Annotated in this window: 16 protein-coding genes; 8 read left to right on the forward strand and 8 right to left on the reverse strand. The window is 63.8% G+C overall.

Annotated elements, in window-relative coordinates; genetic code table 11:
• Positions 1–33: 33 nt before the first annotated feature.
• The 3 genes from FJ428_RS23075 to FJ428_RS23085 are packed head-to-tail and all read left to right on the forward strand — an operon-like array spanning position 34 to position 1,914.
• Positions 34–708, forward strand: a complete 675-nt coding sequence (locus FJ428_RS23075) for a septation protein A (RefSeq protein ID WP_140880318.1) — start codon at positions 34–36, stop codon at positions 706–708.
• A gap of 24 nt (positions 709–732) precedes the next feature.
• A complete protein-coding gene (locus FJ428_RS23080) occupies positions 733–1,353 on the forward strand; it encodes a pyridoxamine 5'-phosphate oxidase family protein (RefSeq protein WP_140524975.1) in 621 nt (206 codons plus the stop codon).
• Between the two features lie 30 nt (positions 1,354–1,383).
• Complete coding sequence (locus FJ428_RS23085; RefSeq protein ID WP_140492845.1) at positions 1,384–1,914, forward strand: NADPH-dependent FMN reductase; 531 nt, start codon at positions 1,384–1,386, stop codon at positions 1,912–1,914.
• Positions 1,915–1,917: 3 nt separating this feature from the next.
• Here FJ428_RS23085 and FJ428_RS23090 read toward each other — a convergent pair whose 3' ends face one another.
• Both FJ428_RS23090 and FJ428_RS23095 read right to left on the reverse strand, forming a co-directional pair.
• Positions 1,918–2,124 (reverse strand): 4-oxalocrotonate tautomerase family protein, encoded by a 207-nt coding sequence (locus FJ428_RS23090; RefSeq protein ID WP_013892236.1) that lies wholly within the window; start codon positions 2,122–2,124, stop codon positions 1,918–1,920.
• Between the two features lie 23 nt (positions 2,125–2,147).
• Positions 2,148–3,065: an SMP-30/gluconolactonase/LRE family protein gene (locus FJ428_RS23095; protein ID WP_140880319.1), complete on the reverse strand. Its 918-nt coding sequence runs from the start codon at positions 3,063–3,065 to the stop codon at positions 2,148–2,150.
• A 310-nt stretch (positions 3,066–3,375) separates the two neighbouring features.
• Between FJ428_RS23095 and FJ428_RS23100 the strand changes: the two genes are divergently transcribed.
• On the forward strand, positions 3,376–3,543 hold the full coding sequence (locus tag FJ428_RS23100; protein ID WP_140492852.1) for a hypothetical protein: 168 nt from the start codon (positions 3,376–3,378) through the stop codon (positions 3,541–3,543).
• Between the two features lie 115 nt (positions 3,544–3,658).
• Here FJ428_RS23100 and FJ428_RS23105 read toward each other — a convergent pair whose 3' ends face one another.
• Both FJ428_RS23105 and FJ428_RS23110 read right to left on the reverse strand, forming a co-directional pair.
• Entirely contained in the window at positions 3,659–4,252 is a 594-nt protein-coding gene (locus FJ428_RS23105; protein WP_140880320.1) for a hypothetical protein, read from the reverse strand.
• Positions 4,253–4,296: 44 nt separating this feature from the next.
• Positions 4,297–4,914, reverse strand: a complete 618-nt coding sequence (locus tag FJ428_RS23110; RefSeq protein ID WP_140880321.1) for a TetR/AcrR family transcriptional regulator — start codon at positions 4,912–4,914, stop codon at positions 4,297–4,299.
• A gap of 73 nt (positions 4,915–4,987) precedes the next feature.
• On the opposite strand from FJ428_RS23110, the gene FJ428_RS23115 reads away from it, so the two are divergent.
• A complete protein-coding gene (locus tag FJ428_RS23115) occupies positions 4,988–6,271 on the forward strand; it encodes an MFS transporter (RefSeq protein WP_140880322.1) in 1,284 nt (427 codons plus the stop codon).
• Positions 6,272–6,358: 87 nt separating this feature from the next.
• Here the strand turns inward: FJ428_RS23115 and FJ428_RS23120 are convergent, their stop codons facing one another.
• Complete coding sequence (locus tag FJ428_RS23120; protein WP_224518939.1) at positions 6,359–6,586, reverse strand: hypothetical protein; 228 nt, start codon at positions 6,584–6,586, stop codon at positions 6,359–6,361.
• A gap of 253 nt (positions 6,587–6,839) precedes the next feature.
• On the opposite strand from FJ428_RS23120, the gene typA reads away from it, so the two are divergent.
• Positions 6,840–8,669: a translational GTPase TypA gene (typA, locus tag FJ428_RS23125; RefSeq protein ID WP_140492867.1), complete on the forward strand. Its 1,830-nt coding sequence runs from the start codon at positions 6,840–6,842 to the stop codon at positions 8,667–8,669.
• Positions 8,670–8,729: 60 nt separating this feature from the next.
• Here the strand turns inward: typA and FJ428_RS23130 are convergent, their stop codons facing one another.
• Positions 8,730–9,356: a DUF1062 domain-containing protein gene (locus FJ428_RS23130; protein WP_140880323.1), complete on the reverse strand. Its 627-nt coding sequence runs from the start codon at positions 9,354–9,356 to the stop codon at positions 8,730–8,732.
• Between the two features lie 399 nt (positions 9,357–9,755).
• On the opposite strand from FJ428_RS23130, the gene FJ428_RS23135 reads away from it, so the two are divergent.
• Entirely contained in the window at positions 9,756–10,370 is a 615-nt protein-coding gene (locus FJ428_RS23135; protein ID WP_140670611.1) for a LysE family translocator, read from the forward strand.
• A gap of 3 nt (positions 10,371–10,373) precedes the next feature.
• Here the strand turns inward: FJ428_RS23135 and FJ428_RS23140 are convergent, their stop codons facing one another.
• Together FJ428_RS23140 and FJ428_RS23145 are read right to left on the reverse strand one after the other, a co-directional pair.
• Positions 10,374–10,697 carry a YciI family protein gene (locus FJ428_RS23140; RefSeq protein ID WP_140880324.1) on the reverse strand — a complete coding sequence of 108 codons (324 nt, stop codon included), beginning with the start codon at positions 10,695–10,697 and terminating at the stop codon, positions 10,374–10,376.
• Between the two features lie 126 nt (positions 10,698–10,823).
• Positions 10,824–11,387, reverse strand: a complete 564-nt coding sequence (locus FJ428_RS23145) for a peroxidase-related enzyme (protein WP_140580157.1) — start codon at positions 11,385–11,387, stop codon at positions 10,824–10,826.
• 135 nt (positions 11,388–11,522) lie between these two features.
• Here FJ428_RS23145 and FJ428_RS23150 point away from each other — a divergent pair, with 135 nt between their 5' ends.
• Entirely contained in the window at positions 11,523–16,355 is a 4,833-nt protein-coding gene (locus FJ428_RS23150) for an NAD-glutamate dehydrogenase (RefSeq protein WP_140880325.1), read from the forward strand.
• Positions 16,356–16,443 lie beyond the last annotated feature (88 nt).

A 16,443-nucleotide genomic window follows, 5' to 3' on the forward strand; every position in this document is an offset into this window, starting at 1 on the left:
TGCTTCAACCGGATCGTGCGTAAGAAGGAAGATATGAACCCACCCATTCTCGAACGCGATCCGTCCGACCCGCAGAAAGAGAAGAAGGAAGGCGTCAACCCGCTGCTCAAGCTCGTTCTCGAGCTAGGGCCGCTGCTGGTGTTCTTTTTCGCCAATGCGCGAGGCGAATGGCTGACGCAGAAATTCCCGGCGCTGGCTGAATTCGGCGGCCCGATCTTCGTCGCCACCAGCCTGTTCATGGCCGCCACCGCGATCGCGCTGGTCGCGTCCTGGCTACTCACCCGCACCCTGCCGATCATGCCGATGGTGTCGGGCGTCGTCGTCTTCATCTTCGGCGCGCTGACGCTTTATCTGCAGGACGACATCTTCATCAAGATGAAGCCGACCATCGTCAACACGCTGTTCGGCGGCGTGCTGCTCGGAGGGTTGTTCTTCGGCAGATCGCTGCTTGGCTACGTCTTCGATTCCGCCTTCAGGCTCGATGCCGAGGGCTGGAGAAAACTCACCTTCCGCTGGGGTCTGTTCTTCCTGTTCCTGGCCCTCGTCAACGAGGTGGTGTGGCGGAATTTTTCGACCGATGCCTGGGTTACCTTCAAGGTCTGGGGCATCATGCCGATCACGCTTCTGTTCACCTTCAGCCAGATGCCGCTGATCCTGCGCCATTCGCTGGACGACAAGACCGGCGGCGAAGAGAAGGCCGGCAAGTAAGGCCTGCGAATTGGGGGGAGTGCCATGGAATTCGTCACCACGCGCGAAGAGCTGCGGACGATCTACAAGACGCCGCGTCCGACGGATGGTTCGATCCGCAAAGAATTGAAGGCGCTGGACGGCCATTGCCGCTCCTTCATCGGCAAGAGCCCCTTCGTGCTGATCGGCTCCTCCGACGGCGAAGGCAATGCCGATGTGACGCCGAAAGGCGACAAGCCAGGATTCGCCGCCGTGCTTGACGACAGGACCATCGCCATCCCCGACCGGCCCGGCAACAACCGGCTGGATACGCTGGAGAACATCCTGCTCAACCCGTCGGTCGGGCTGCTGTTCCTCATTCCCGGCATGAACGAGACGCTGCGCGTCAACGGCGACGCCCGCATCACCGTCGACGCGGGTTTGCGCGAACGGCTGGCCGTCGACGGCAAGGAGCCGCAGAGCGTCGTCGTGGTCGCCGTCAAGGCCGCCTACATGCATTGCGCCAAGGCCTTCATGCGCTCCGACTTGTGGAAGCCCGACAGCTGGTACGACCGCGCCACGCTGCCGACGCTCGGTCAGATCCTGCGCGACCAGCTGGCGCTCGCCGATTCGGCCGAGGCGACCGACCGCTGGCTGGACGACGAATACAAGCAGACGATGTGGTAGCGTGCGCGGAAGATTCGTCCGAGCGTCGCCTTGCTGAACCTCCTTGCCATTTCCGGCAGCCTGCGGGCGGCCTCCACCAATTCGGGCCTGGTCGCGGCACTGGCGTGGAACGCGCCAGAGGGCTGCCGCGTCGCCATCCATGAAGGACTCGGCCTGCTGCCGATCTTCAACCCCGACGACGAGGGTGAGCGGACGCCGTCCGAAGCGTCCAGGCTGATCGATGCCGTCACCGCCGCCGACGGCGTCATCATCTCATGCCCGGAATATGCGCATGGCGTGCCGGGCGGCCTGAAGAATGCGCTCGACTGGCTGGTCTCGCGCGATGCCGCCGTCGACAAGCCGGCCATGCTGGTGCACGCCTCGCCGCGCTCGCTCTATGCCCGCGCCGCATTGGCGGAGATCATGCGCACCATGTCCTTCGCGCTTCATGACGGCGGGCTGGAGATCGGGCTGCTCGGCAAGAAGCCAGCTGAGGTGGAGGCCGTCCTGGGGGAGCAGGCGAACGCGTTGGCAATGCGCGATGCGTTGTCCGCTTTCGCGGATTTCATTCGCGCGCGTTAGCGCCTACCCTTTTCTCAGCGTCTCGACATCGGTCTTGCCGACGTACCAGTCGCGGGCGTTGACCTCCTCGAAGACCACCCAGACATCGTCATTGCCGAGCCCGGTGGCGTCCATGATCGCCGCCGTGACTTTTTTGGCGATGTCGGCTTTCTTGCCGGCCGGATCGGCGGCGATCACTTCCTTGACGATGCGGATGTTGACGAATGGCATGACGATCCTCCCTTTAATTCAGCTCAGTAGGTCTTGGCGCCGTTCACCATCAGCCGGACCATGTAGAGCGAGGTGGTGCCGGCAATGTAGAGACAGTTCAGCTTGGCGCCGCCGAACACGCAATTGGCCGTCACCTCGGGCACCTTGACCTTGCCGATCAGCGTTCCGTCCGGATCGTAGCAATGGATGCCATCGGCGGCGCTGGTCCAGATGCGCCCGGCATCGTCGAGCCTGAAGCCGTCGAACAGGCCTGCGGTGCAGTCGGCGAAGACTTTTTCACCCGAGACCTTCTTGCCGCCCTCGCCGACATTGAATACCCGCATATGCGCCGGGTTCTGCGCGCCATGCGTGCGGCCGGTGTCGACGACATAGAGCTTGCTCTCGTCGAGCGAGAAAGCCAGCCCGTTCGGCCTGACCATGTCGGTGATGACAGCCTCGACATCGCCGGTACCGGGATCGACCCGGTAGACATGGCAGGCGCCGATCTCGCTCTCGGCCCTGTCGCCCTCGTAATCGGTGTCGATGCCGTAGGTTGGATCGGTGAACCAGATCGAGCCGTCCGACTTGACCACCACGTCATTGGGCGAATTCAGCCGCTTGCCCTTCCATTTGGCGGCAATGGTGGTGACCGAACCGTCGAACTCGGTGCGGCTGACGCGGCGCCCCGAATGCTCGCAGGTCACCAGCCGGCCCTGCCGGTCGACGGTGTTGCCGTTGGAATTGCCGCATGGCTGCCGAAACACGCTGACGCTGCCGTCGGTCTCGTCGTAACGCATCATGCGGTTGTTCGGGATGTCGGACCAGACGACATAGCGGCCGGCGGGGAACCAGGCCGGCCCTTCCGCCCATCGGCAGCCGGTAAAGAGCTTGTCCACTTGCGCATTGCCGTTGAACAGCCGCGCAAAACGCGGATCGAGAATTTCATAGTCTGCGGCGGCCATTCTTTCCTCCCGGTAACGTTGGCAATCCGGCGGCGATCAAGCCAGCAGGAGATCGATATGGCAAGGTCGGCGGCGATGACATTTCCGCAATTTGTAAGACAAAACGACAGGAACAGGCATTCCCATCATGGGAAGGGCAATGCGCCGGCGCCGGGGGTGGCGTTCAGGCGCCATTAACCGGCTATGCACACAGCGCAATGGTGCATTGCAACATCTTCTTTTTGCGATGCACCATTCCTATGTCATGCTCGGTATCGATCAAGGGAGGAAGAAACCGGCCGCCAAAATGCGGCCCAGAAGGAAACTCGCTATGATCCTCGACAGCCTCTTGACCCGCGCCCGCAGCAGCATCGCCAAGCGCAAGAACTACAACCGCCTCGTCGCTGAAATCGACAGCTTCTCCAGCCGCGATCTGGCCGACATGCGCGCCGACCGCTCGGAAATGCTTTATCAGGTCCACAAGCAGATCTACGGCTAAGCCCACAACAAGCAGATCCGCGCGCTCCGAGACATTGCTCTTCCTCAACGGTGATGACGAGGGCGCGTGAAAACAGAAGCATTTGACGCGTCGGCGAGCAGCGAACGCTTGTCCTTCAATTGTCGACGCGCCCGAAAGCCGGCACCTCGCCGATGACGGTGCGCCGGTCCTTGCCGCAGGCGAAGGACCGTGCTTTCTCGTCGGCAAGCTTGCGCGCCTGATCGTTGGCGGCAGGATTTCCTGTAGCCAGCACCAGTGCGACCGTGCAGCCGTCGCGCGCATCCATTTGCGCGACCTTGGAGACGAGCAGCACGTCGGTGGGTTTCTTCTCGTCTTCCGGATTGCTGATCGAGCGGCGGTGAATGACCGCGAACGGCACCGCCTTGTCGCCGTCGGTCTCGATGCGCCACTCGATCCTGGCGCCTGAGGAATTGAAGCCGGAGAAACTTTCCCAGACCGATGTCATGTCGCCGCCGGGCGGGAAACCATAAAACAGCGATTCGCGCGCATCGTCATAGGCGATCAGCACCGGGTATCCACGATAGCCCGAACAGGTGAGGTCGGCCCAGTCGCCATCGCCGTCCCCGGCCTGCGCATAGGTGACGCAGTCGTTCTTCCAGTCGAGATCGGTGTAGGCGCTCGATATCTCGCCGGCATGCGCTGCCTGGCAGACGCTGGCGAGAACGAGCGGAAGAACCAGGCTGCGCATCGCGGACATCTCCGTTGAAGGTCGCAGCAGCCTATCGCCAAACACTATTTCTTCAAGCTCGCCTCGATCAGCAGATCGGCGTTTATGGCTACCGACGCTGCCGGGCCGCCGGCGCCGAACAACTGGCCGCTGATATAGGCGCCTTCGATCAGAAGCAGCAGACCATCGCCCAGCGTGTCGGCGTCGGCGGCATCCATCGCGGCGGCCATGGCGCGCAGGCGGCGGCGCAGTTCCTGCTTGTTGTCCTCGCTCACCACGCGCGCCGGATGGCCGCGCTCGGGATATTCTACGGCCGCATTGGTCATGCCGCAGCCGCGATAGTCAGGCTTCTGCGTGCGCTTGCCGACGCGGGTCAGGAAGGCTCGGATTTGCGCGCGCGGATCGCCGGGATAGGCGTCCACCGCCTCGTCGAAGCGTTCCCAGAATTCGAGATCGTATTGGCGCAGATAAGAGGCGGCCAATTCGTCCTTGGAGGGGAAGCTGCGATAGAGGCTGGGCTTCGTGACCCCGGCGCGCCTGACGATCTCGTCGACGCCGATTGCCCTGATGCCTCGCCTGTAGAACAGGTCGCGCGCCACGCCGAGTATCTTTTCCGCCGCCTTTGGCGGAGCCGATGCGTGAGCGCTGCTGATGGACGGTTCAATTTTATTGTCTGGTGGCATTCGCGGTCTCGGTTGACACTGTTACCGATCGGTACGTATACATGTTCCACCCTGCAACGTACCGGTCAGTAACATGCTAGCTCAATCCCGTCCGTTTGGCCAGCGCTACGCTTTCGTCGTGGTCGCCGTCATCTTTCTCTGCCTGCTGATCGCGGCCGGCCTGCGCTCCGCGCCAGCCGTCATGATGCTGCCGCTGGAGGAAAGTTTTGGCTGGCGGCGCGACGTGGTGTCGCTGGCTGCCGCGGTCGGCATCTTCCTCTACGGCCTGACCGGACCGTTTGCCGCTGCGCTGATGGAGCGGATCGGGCTGCGGCGCACGCTGCTTGCCGCGCTTGTCGTGATGTCGGCCTCCACCGCGCTCAGCCTGCTGATGACCAAGCCATGGCATCTGCTGATCACCTGGGGCGTGTTTTCCGGCGTCGGCTCCGGCGCGGTCGCCACCGTGCTCGGCGCCACCATCGTCAACCGCTGGTTCAAGACCAACCGCGGTCTCGTCATGGGCTTGATGTCGGCCTCCAGCGCCACCGGTCTGCTGGTCTTCCTGCCGCTGCTGGCCTCGCTGGCGCAATCAGGCGGCTGGAAGCCGGTCGTCACCGCCATCTCCGTCGCAACGGCCTGTCTGGTGCCGCTGGTGCTGCTGCTGGTGCCGGAACGCCCGGCATCGATCGGCATGGTGCGCTACGGCGCGGAAGCCGACGACGTGCCGCCGGTACCGCCGGCGGCACAAGGCAATTTCCTGACCCACACGCTGACCACGCTGCGCCGCGCCGCCGGCACGCGCGTCTTCTGGTACCTGTTCGCCACCTTCTTCGTCTGCGGTTTCACCACCAACGGGCTGGTCGGCACGCATCTCATCGCATTTTGCGGCGATATGGGCATCAACGAGGTGCAGGCGGCTGGCCTGTTGTCGATGATGGGCATTTTCGACCTGATCGGCACCACGCTGTCGGGCTGGCTCACCGACCGTTTCGATCCGCGCAAGCTGCTCGGCGTCTATTATGCGATCCGCGGCCTTTCGCTGATCTATCTGCCCTATTCCGGCTTTTCGGCGACCAGTCTGATCATCTTCGCCGTGCTTTACGGTCTCGACTGGATCGCCACCGTGCCGCCGACGCTGCGGCTCGCCAATGAAGCCTTCGGCGACCGCAGCGGCCCGATCGTGTTCGGCTGGATCGTCGCGGGCCATCAGGTGGGCGCGGCAACCGCCGCCTTCTTCGGCGGCACCATGCGCGAACTGCAAGGCAATTACGAACTGGCCTTCCTGATCGCCGGCATGACCGCGATTGCCGCCGCCTGTATCTCGCTCCTGATCAACACCAGCCGGCCGGCGTTCGACCCGGAGCCGCAGGCGGCGTAGTGCGCCTTCGGACGAGAGGCCGTCGGTCAGATTGGCGATCTTTCAATAAGGGGGAGATCGGCAGCTTCGCCAACGGCGCGCAGCCGATCAGTCGGGATAGCAGACTATCGGAACGTTGGGCCAAACCGCGCTATCGCAGTTGGCGCTTTGCTGCCTTTGCTTGAAGGCCGCGCTGACCGGCCCCGTCACCACCGGATCGACGCCATCGGGCGCATCCGCAAAGACCTGTTCGGCGCTCGGGATATCGCTCGGCAGAGCGGGCCGCGCTTCCTTGAGCGTCGCCGCGGATTGAGCGGCGCCGGCAGCCAGCAGCACGGCGAAAGCCGCAGTTGCGAGAATCGGCCGAAATTTGACGACTGCGTTGGTCATGGTGTTCGAACTGCCCGGGCCCGCAAAAGGTTCCCGCCTTGGTTAACAAAACCATTTCACATGGCGATGCTTAAGATTTGATGATTATTTGGTGTCGCGCTTCCTCTTTCGCAAATGCGAAAAACCCTGTATGAGCCGCGCAACACGAAAGAGGCGGCGCCTTTTGGCCTGCTGCCTGCAACGCTCCCGAGACCAGATCATGAACCTCCGCAATATCGCGATCATCGCGCACGTCGACCATGGAAAGACCACCCTTGTCGACCAGCTTCTGAAACAATCCGGCGCCTTCCGCGACAATCAGCGCGTCGCCGAACGCGCCATGGATTCCAACGACCTCGAAAAGGAACGCGGCATCACCATCCTGGCCAAGGCGACCTCGGTCGACTGGAAGGGTACCCGCGTCAACATCGTCGACACCCCCGGCCACGCCGATTTCGGCGGCGAGGTCGAGCGCATCCTGTCGATGGTGGATTCGGCGATCGTGCTGGTCGACGCCGCCGAAGGCCCGATGCCGCAGACCAAGTTCGTCGTCGGCAAGGCGCTCAAGGTCGGCTTGAAGCCCATCGTCGTCATCAACAAGATCGACCGGCCGGACGCCCGCCATGTCGAGGTGGTCAACGAGGTGTTCGACCTGTTTGCCGCGCTCGACGCCACCGACGAGCAGCTCGACTTCCCGATCCTTTATGGTTCGGGGCGCGACGGCTGGGTCTCGGAAAATCCGGAAGGTCCCAAGGACCAGGGCCTGTCGCCGCTGTTCGACCTCGTCCTCAAGCATGTGCCCGCGCCGACCGTGCATCCCGGCCCGTTCCGCATGATCGGCACTATCCTGGAAGCCAATCCGTTCCTCGGCCGTATCATCACCGGCCGCATCGAGAGCGGAACGCTGAAGGCCAACCAGGCGGTCAAGGTGCTGCATCATGACGGTACCCAGATCGAAACCGGCCGCATTTCCAAGATACTGGCCTTCCGCGGCCTCGAGCGCCAGCCGATCGAGGAAGCGCAGGCGGGCGACATCGTCGCCATTGCCGGCCTGTCCAAAGGCACCGTCGCCGACACGTTCTGCGACCTGAGCGTGAGCGAGCCGCTGCACGCGCAGCCGATCGATCCGCCGACCGTGACCATGTCTTTCCTCGTCAACGATTCGCCGCTGGCCGGCACGGAAGGCGACAAGGTGACCAGCCGCGTCATCCGCGACCGCCTGCTGCGCGAAGCCGAGGGCAATGTCGCGCTCAAGATCGAGGAATCGCCTGACAAGGATTCCTTCTTCGTGTCGGGCCGTGGCGAATTGCAGCTTGCCGTGCTGATCGAGACCATGCGCCGCGAGGGCTTTGAAATCGCCGTGTCGCGGCCGCGCGTGGTCATGCAGAAGGGCGAGAACGGCGAATTGCTGGAGCCGGTCGAGGAAGTCGTCATCGACGTCGACGAGGAGCATGCCGGCGTCGTCGTGCAGAAAATGTCCGAGCGCAAGGCCGAGATGGTCGAATTGCGCCCCTCCGGCGGCAACCGCCAGCGCCTCGTCTTCCACGCGCCGACGCGCGGCCTGATCGGCTACCAGTCGGAACTCTTGACCGACACGCGCGGCACCGCCGTGATGAACCGGCTGTTCCATGCCTATGAGCCCTATAAGGGCGAACTGCCCGGCCGCACCAACGGCGTGCTGATCTCCAACGAGCAGGGCGAGTCCGTCGCCTACGCCATGTGGAACCTGGAGGATCGTGGCCCGATGGTCATCGATCCGGGCGTCAAGGTCTATCAGGGCATGATCATCGGCATCCACTCCCGCGACAACGACCTGGAAGTGAACGTGCTGAAGGGCAAGAAGCTGACCAACATCCGCGCCGCCGGCAAGGACGAGGCGGTCAAGCTGACACCGCCGATCCGCATGACGTTGGAGCGCGCGCTGGCCTGGATCCAGGACGACGAGCTGGTCGAGGTGACACCGAAGACCATCCGCCTGCGCAAGCTTTATCTGGATCCCAACGAGCGCAAGCGCTTCGAGAAATCGTCCAAGGCCGTCGGCGCCGCGTAATTTCTGCTTTCTGATCGTATCCGGGAGGGGCGGAGCACCAGGTGCTTCGCCCTCTGCCGTTCATCCCCTGGCGGCAGATATGATGGCCTGCCGGTCGGGTTCGCCGGCCAGATCGACGCGGACCGTCGTCCCGTCGCGTGCCGGCTTGCGCAAAGCCTTGGCCCCGTCGCAATCGACAACCAACAGGCCTTTCTCCTCCAGGGCTTGAAGTCGCGACCGTGAGATGCCGAGTTCGTTGGCGAGCAAACGATCGAGCCGCAGCGATATCGGGATTTCGAGCCCCAGCCGGAGCTCCAGCACGCTTGCAGCTTCGCTTGTCCCGCCAAGCGCCGTCTTGTGCACGTCGACGTCGGGAAACTCCTCGACACGCCACACCTGGCCGCGCAGTGCGGTCACATCGAATGCATGGCGCCGGGCAAGTGCTGCATCGTTGCTCTCCAGCGCCCGCAGCAGCGCCGGCTCGATGTCGCGGCGGTTGCGGCGCTCAAAAATGCCGAAATTCCAGGAATTGTCGCAGTTGATACAACGATAGATCAGCCAGACGTCAATGCGCTTGCCGTTGGCGTTGACGCGGAACTTTCCGCTGCTGCGATAGGCTTTGACGCCGCCGCAGCGATTGCAGGTGATCAGGGGACGTGGTGCGGTTTGAGGCGCGACCGTCCAGCGGATGCGCAGAATAGAAGACATGCCGATATGCCCTTCCCGTCGGGAAGTTCATCAGGTCGGCAATGTCGAGATGCCCAGGCGGGCGCGGCGTGGCGGTAGGCTGCGGTTCTTGGGATCAGGCGTCGCGGCGCATGCGACAGCGGTTCAGCAGTGCCAAACCGGTCTCGAACCGCCGCCCAGAGGAACACATGAAATGGAAAAAGGCACCGTTGTGGCGGCGCCATGCATTGTGTCGGGGGAGTTGACGAGACCGGCGGTTACGTAGGCAAAGTGAAGCTCGAAATTGTTTCGCGGCGATCTATCTAGCCGCGAGATGCCGGGCCGGCAAGCATGTTGATGCTACCGAAGCTCGATCGCTTGCGCTAATGTCTGGCATTGCTAATGTCTGGCATTGAAGGTTTTCAAGCCGAGATCCTCGCCATGCACCTCACCTCGCTCCTGATCTTCGCCGCCGCGCTCTTCGTGGCCGCCGGTTCGCCGGGTCCTTCGATCGCGGCACTCGTCGCCCGCGTCATCGCCAAGGGATTTCGCGACGTGTTCCCGTTCCTGCTCGCCATGTGGATCGGCGAGGGCATCTGGCTGTCGCTGGCCGTGTTCGGGCTGGCGGTGGTGGCGCAGACTTTCCATTTCGCTTTCGTCATCGTCAAATGGGTCGGCGTCGCCTATCTCGCTTACCTCGCCTGGAAGATGTGGACCGCGCCTGTCGAAGCGAAAGAAGGCGAGATGCCGCGCGAGGACTCGCCCGGCAAACTGTTCTTCGCCGGCATGGCCGTGACGCTCGGCAACCCCAAGATCATGATGTTCTACCTGGCCTTGCTGCCGACCATCATCGACCTTGCTTCGGTGACGGTGGTTGGCTGGATCGAGCTGACGGCGACCATGGCGGTGGTGCTTGTTATCATCGACCTTGCCTGGGTGCTTGCCGCCGCCCAGGCGCGCAAGCTCCTGAAGAGCAAGCGCGCCATGAGAATTGCCAACCGCGTCAGCGCCACCACCATGGCCGGTGCAGCCGCGGCGATCGCGGCGCGCTCGTGACCGTCACATCATTTCGACGATCGGCGCGATCTCGACGCTGAAGGCCGGTTTCATCAGGATCGGGCAATCCCTGGCCTTGGCGACGGCATCGTCGATGTCCCTGGCTTCCACGATCGTGTAGCCGGCGGTCGGGTTGCTGCCGCCATTGTTCTCGACCTTGCCGTCGGGCAGCACCGTCTTCGACATGCCGACCGGATTGCCGCCGTCGACCACGGCCGAGCCGAGCTTGCCGTACCAGCCGTTCCAGGCATCCATCGCGGCTTTGCGTTCGGCCTCCTCGGTCGGCATCTTGCCGGAGCCGTGATAGACATAGAGAAATTTCGCCATGTTCTCCTCCCTTGTCGGCGGCATCGAACCGGCATGCGGTCATGCCGCCCGGCGATCATCGGACCAAACCGGCAAACAAGCAATGAGAATGAGAGGTGGCTAATATATGAGCAGGTAGCCTGCTCGTCACCTTGCCATGGCGTGGTACTCGGAGTTCGGGCGCATATCGATTGCCGCCGCCACCCGGTTCGACATGTTGAAGAAGGCGGCCGTGGAGGCGATGTCCCAGATGTCGCGATCGGTGAAGCCGGCCATACGCAGGGCCGCGCGGTCGGCTTCGACGATCTTGGCCGGCTCCTCTGTCAGCTTGACCGCGAATTCCAGCATCGCGACCTGCTTCGATGAAAGATCGGCGGCGCGGAAATTCATTACCATCATCTCGCCGAGCGAAGGGTCGCCCGACAGCTGCCGCACGGCGGCGCCATGCGCCGTCAAGCAGTAGTAGCAATGGTTGATGGAGGAGACAGCGACCGCGATCATCTCGCGCTCCAGCTTCGACAGGCCTGAATCACCCAGCATCAGATCATTGTACATATCGGTGAAGGCACGCAGCTTCTTGTCGTCGAAGGCATAGGCGCGCAACACGTTGGGGACCAGGCCGAGCTTCTCCTCGCATTTGGCGAAATAGGTCCTGGTCGCATCGCTCAGCTCAGCGGCGGCGAGATCGAGCGCGGTGATCTTGTCGGTCATGGGCATTCCTCCTCTTTTGTCGCCGGCTGCCGCCGAATTGCGATAATTCTTGGCAAGCCGTCAAACCTTTGTCGCCAAATAGCGGTCATCTGCTACATAGTCCGCAAAAGCATACGACGGGAGGAAAGAAGCGTCATGGCCAGCGTGAAATCGGCGAGCAGGTCGAAGAAGAAAGCCACGGCGATGCCGAAGACGCAGGAAAGGCCAGCCAGGCTTGCCGACTACCTGCTCGCCCGCGCGCCGGCGGAAGACATTGCCGCCTATGAGGTGGCGGACCTCGAACGCGCCGCGGATCTCGCCGGCCGCGCGGTCGCCGGTCACAAGAAGGGCGCGTGCGCCGTCGCCGTCGATACCGATTCCGGCGTCGTTCGCGAGGGCCGACCCGTCACGATCGTCACCGTCGTCAACGACAATATGCCTTTCCTGTTCGATTCCATACTCGGCGAGATCACCGAGAGTGCCGGCGAGCCGACCCTGGTCACCCACCCCGTCATCACCGTCCGCCATGGCAAGGACGGCGTCGAGGAAATTCTCGGCGACGGCAATTTCGCCAGGGACGACGGCAGCCACGACCGGCTGAGCGTCATTCACGTCCATATTCCCCGGCTGACCCCGGAGCAGGCGAACGGCTTGGCCGAGCGGCTGCGCAAGATACTCGGCCAGGTCCATTCAGCCGTCAGCGACTGGAAGCCGATGCTGGCCCGCCTCGACCAGGCGATCTCGGAATTCCGCTATTCGGCGGTACCCCTGGACAAGAAGAGCGTGGCCGAGGCGATCGCCTTCCTGGAGTGGCTGCGCGACGACAATTTCACTTTCCTCGGCATGCGCGAATTCACATATATCGGCGGCGAGGAAAGCGGCACGCTGGAGCGTGCCGACAAGCCTGGCCTGGGCATATTGTCCGACCTGGACGTGCTGGTGCTGCGGCGCGGCACCGAAGCGGTGACGACAACGCCGGAGATCCGAGCCTTCCTGCATGGGCCGGAGCCGCTGATCGTCACCAAGGCCAATGCCAAGTCTTCCGTGCACCGGCGCATCTATCTCGATTATATCGGCATCAAGACCTACACCGCCAAGGGCGCTCTGGCGGGCGAACTGCGCATTGTCGGCCTGTTCACATCGACCGCCTACACGCGCTCGGTGATGAAGATCCCCTATCTCAGGTCGAAGGCCGAAACCGTCATCGCCAAATCCGGTTTCGACCGGCACGACCACTCCGGCAAGGCGCTAATCAACGTGCTGGAGAGCTATCCGCGCGACGAGCTGTTCCAGGTACCGGTGCCGATCCTGAGGAAGCATGCCGCGGCCATTCTGGGCCTCGTCGAGAGGCCGCGCGTGCGGGCACTTGTGCGCGCCGACCAGTTCGACCGCTTCGTCTCCATCCTCGTCTTCGTGCCGCGCGACCGTTACGACAGCGTCGTGCGCGAGAAGGTCGGCACCTACCTCAAGACGGTGTTCGAAGGCCGACTGTCGGCCTACTACCCGGCCTTCCCGGAAGGCGGGCTGGCGCGCGTGCATTTCATCATCGGCCGCTCCGGCGGCAAGACGCCGAAGGTCGAACAGGCAACGATCGAGGCGGCGATCCGCGACATCGTGCGCACCTGGGAGGACGCCCTTTCCGAGGCGGCGGAAACCAGCGGCAGCGACCCGGCGCTGAAGAGGATCGCGGCACGATTTCCGGAAAGCTACCGGGACTCCTTCAGCGCCGGTGTGGCGCTGGTCGATGCCGGGCGTATCGCCAAGATCAGCGCCAGCAATCCGATCGCCATCGATTACTATCGCCATGCCGAGCAGAAGCCGCACCAGGCGGCGCTGAAAATCTATCACCATGGCAGCCCCGTGGCGCTGTCGCGGCGCGTTCCGGTGCTGGAAAATATCGGCTTCCGCGTCATCAGCGAGCGCACCTTCGAGGTCGGCGACGACAAGGCCGGCAATAGGGATCAGCCCGGCATGATCAATAGTGATCAGCCCGGCACCGTCTTCATCCACGACATGGAGCTGGAGAACAGCTACGGAAAGCCGATCGACCTCAGCAATGGCGGCGCGCTGTTCGAGGACGCGTTCCTGTCGGTGTGGCGCGGCGACGTCGACAATGACGGCTACAACGGCCTTGCCCAGACCGCCGGCCTGTGGTCGGGCGAAATCACCATCCTGCGCGCCTATGGGCGGTATTTGCAGCAGGCCGGAATTCCGCAGAGCCAGGATTTCATCGCCGCGGCCCTCAACCGCTATCCCGAGATCGCACGCGGCCTGCACGCGCTGTTCATCGCCCGGCTCGGCCCGACAGCCGAGACGGAAGGCGTGGTGGCGGCAAAGCATCTCAAGGCCAAGATCAGGGACGCGCTGGAAGACGTTCCCAACATCGACGACGACGCCATCATCCGCCGCTACCTCAATCTCATCGAAGCCTCGCTGCGCACCAATCATTTCGTTGCCGATACGAAAGCCAAGGGCCAGTCGCTGGCGATCAAACTCGATTCGCGTTCGGTCGACGGATTGCCCGAGCCGCGACCGTGGCGGGAAATCTTCGTCTACGGCTCTGAGGTCGAGGGCGTGCATCTGCGCTTCGGTCCGGTGGCGCGCGGCGGCCTGCGCTGGTCGGACCGCGCCCAGGATTACCGCACCGAGGTGCTCGGCCTGGTCAAGGCACAGCAGGTCAAGAACGCGGTCATCGTGCCGGTCGGCGCCAAGGGCGGGTTCTATCCGAAGAAGCTGCCGATGAGCGCCGGCCGCGACGCCATCTTCGAAGCCGGCACATCGGCCTACAAGAACTTCGTTTCCAGCCTTTTGTCGATCACCGACAATATCGGCCTCGACGGCGTCATCCCGCCGGCCGGCGTTGTCAGGCGCGACCAGGACGATCCCTATTTCGTCGTTGCCGCCGACAAGGGCACGGCAACTTTCTCGGACACCGCCAACGCCATCAGTGAAAGCCATGGCTTCTGGCTTGACGATGCCTTCGCCAGCGGCGGTTCGGCCGGGTACGACCACAAGAAGATGGGCATCACCGCCAAGGGCGCGTGGGAGGCGGTCAAGCGGCATTTCCGCGAGATGAACCGCGACATCCAGACCACGCCCTTCTCCGTCGTCGGGGTGGGTGACATGTCGGGCGACGTGTTCGGCAACGGCATGCTGTTGTCACCGAAGACAAGGCTGATCGCAGCCTTCGACCACCGCGACATCTTCATCGATCCCGATCCCGACATGGCGGCATCGATGGCCGAGCGCCAGCGCATGTTCGCTCTTCCCCGTTCGAGCTGGCAGGACTACGACAAGAGCAAGCTCTCCGAGGGCGGCGTCATCGTCTCGCGCGGCCAGAAATCGATCACCTTGCCGGCCGCCGCTGCTGCTGCGATCGGCCTCAACAAGACGACCGCCACGCCGGTCGAGATCATGAGCGCCATCCTCAAGGCGCCCGTCGACCTCTTGTGGTTCGGCGGCATCGGCACGTATTTGCGGGCCTCGACCGAGACCAACGCCGAGGTCGGTGATCGCGCCAACGACGCCGTCCGCATCACCGCGCTCGACATGCGCGCCAAGGTGATCGGCGAGGGCGCCAATCTCGGGGTGACGCAGCGCGCGCGCATCGAATTCGGCATGAATGGCGGGCGTTGCAATTCCGACGCCATCGACAATTCGGGCGGGGTCAACTGTTCCGATGTCGAGGTCAATATCAAGATCGCGCTGGCGTCCGCCATGCGCAAAGGGTCGTTGACCCGGCCTGCGCGCGACAAGCTTCTCGCCGAGATGACCGGCGAGGTCGGCGAGCTGGTCCTGTCCAACAACTACCAGCAGACGCTGGCGCTCTCCATCGCCCGCAAGCGCGGCCTCGCCGACATCGCCCACCAGGCCCGCTTCATGTCGGCGCTGGAAGCGCGCGGCCTGCTCGACCGCACGGTCGAGACGTTGCCTTCGCCGGCGGCCCTTGCCGAGCGCGAGGCGCGCGGCGAGCCGCTGACCAGGGCCGAGCTCGGCGTGCTGCTCGCCTATGCCAAGATCGTGCTGTTTTCCGACATCGTCGCAAGCGACGTGCCTGACGAGCCGCATTTCGACCGCGACCTGATGGGCTATTTCCCCGACCGGATGGCGAAGAAATATGCCGCCGAGATACACGGCCATCGCCTGCGCCGCGAGATCATCGCCCGCGTCGTCGCCAATGAGCTGGTCAACCGCGGCGGTCCCTCCTTCGTCAACCGGTTGCGGGAAGCGACGGGGCGCACCGCCGCCGACGTGGTGCGCACCTTCGCCGTGGTGCGCGACGGCTTTGCCTTGCCGGCGCTTTACCGCGAGATCGACGCGCTCGACAATCAGATCGACGGCCAGATGCAGCTCGATCTCTACCAGGCGGTCAGCCGGCTGATCTACGTGACCAGCGGCTGGTACTTGAAGAACGACGCCGGCACGGCGCCGCTTGCCCAGCGCATCGCCGAATTGCAGGAGGCCCGCAAGGCGCTGGAGCCGAAACTCGTTTCGCTGCTCCCCGATTATTCGCGCGAACGGATCGACGAGAAGCGGCATGGACTGTTCAAGGCCGGGGCGCCGGACAGGCTGGCAGCGCAACTGGCGCTGGCCGATGTGGCGGAGCTGATCCCCGACATCGCGCTGACGGCGCGAACGGCAGGCGCCGACATCGTCGCCGCGGCGAAGGCCTTCTTCGCGGTCAGCGACGCCTTCCGTATCCCGCGCGTCGAGGAGGCGGCCCGCTCCATCACACCGGCGGACTATTACGACCAGCTCGCCCTGTCGCGCGCCACCGACACGATCGGGACCGCGCGGCGCGGCATCGCGGTGGCGGCACTCGTGAACCACGCCGGGGCAGCCGACCCGGTGGCGGCGTGGCTGGAGGCCGGCGGGGAGAGGATCGGCCGCACCCGCGAACGGCTGCAGGCGCTGACCGAGGGCGGCGACATCACCGTGTCGCGGCTGTCGGTGGCATCGGGCCTGATGAGCGATCTGACGGGGATGTGAGCCATAGCTTGGTAGGTCGGCGGCGCCCCTCATCCGCCTGCCGGCACCTTCTCCCCGTAAGGACGGGGAGAAGGGAGCTTGCCGTATC

Source organism: Mesorhizobium sp. B2-8-1 (assembly GCF_006440955.1).
Lineage (GTDB): Bacteria > Pseudomonadota > Alphaproteobacteria > Rhizobiales > Rhizobiaceae > Mesorhizobium.

Bases quoted from the DNA above. Each gene is read 5' to 3' on its own strand.
- FJ428_RS23115 (WP_140880322.1), top strand. From the start codon at position 4,988: ATGCTAGCTCAATCCCGTCCGTTTGGCCAGCGCTACGCTTTCGTCGTG.
- typA (WP_140492867.1), top strand. From the start codon at position 6,840: ATGAACCTCCGCAATATCGCGATCATCGCGCACGTCGACCATGGAAAG.
- FJ428_RS23130 (WP_140880323.1), bottom strand. From the start codon at position 9,356: ATGTCTTCTATTCTGCGCATCCGCTGGACGGTCGCGCCTCAAACCGCA.
- FJ428_RS23135 (WP_140670611.1), top strand. From the start codon at position 9,756: ATGCACCTCACCTCGCTCCTGATCTTCGCCGCCGCGCTCTTCGTGGCC.
- FJ428_RS23080 (WP_140524975.1), top strand. From the start codon at position 733: ATGGAATTCGTCACCACGCGCGAAGAGCTGCGGACGATCTACAAGACG.
- FJ428_RS23075 (WP_140880318.1), top strand. From the start codon at position 34: ATGAACCCACCCATTCTCGAACGCGATCCGTCCGACCCGCAGAAAGAG.
- FJ428_RS23100 (WP_140492852.1), top strand. From the start codon at position 3,376: ATGATCCTCGACAGCCTCTTGACCCGCGCCCGCAGCAGCATCGCCAAG.
- FJ428_RS23095 (WP_140880319.1), bottom strand. From the start codon at position 3,065: ATGGCCGCCGCAGACTATGAAATTCTCGATCCGCGTTTTGCGCGGCTG.
- FJ428_RS23105 (WP_140880320.1), bottom strand. From the start codon at position 4,252: ATGCGCAGCCTGGTTCTTCCGCTCGTTCTCGCCAGCGTCTGCCAGGCA.
- FJ428_RS23140 (WP_140880324.1), bottom strand. From the start codon at position 10,697: ATGGCGAAATTTCTCTATGTCTATCACGGCTCCGGCAAGATGCCGACC.
- FJ428_RS23150 (WP_140880325.1), top strand. From the start codon at position 11,523: ATGGCCAGCGTGAAATCGGCGAGCAGGTCGAAGAAGAAAGCCACGGCG.
- FJ428_RS23110 (WP_140880321.1), bottom strand. From the start codon at position 4,914: ATGCCACCAGACAATAAAATTGAACCGTCCATCAGCAGCGCTCACGCA.
- FJ428_RS23090 (WP_013892236.1), bottom strand. From the start codon at position 2,124: ATGCCATTCGTCAACATCCGCATCGTCAAGGAAGTGATCGCCGCCGAT.
- FJ428_RS23145 (WP_140580157.1), bottom strand. From the start codon at position 11,387: ATGACCGACAAGATCACCGCGCTCGATCTCGCCGCCGCTGAGCTGAGC.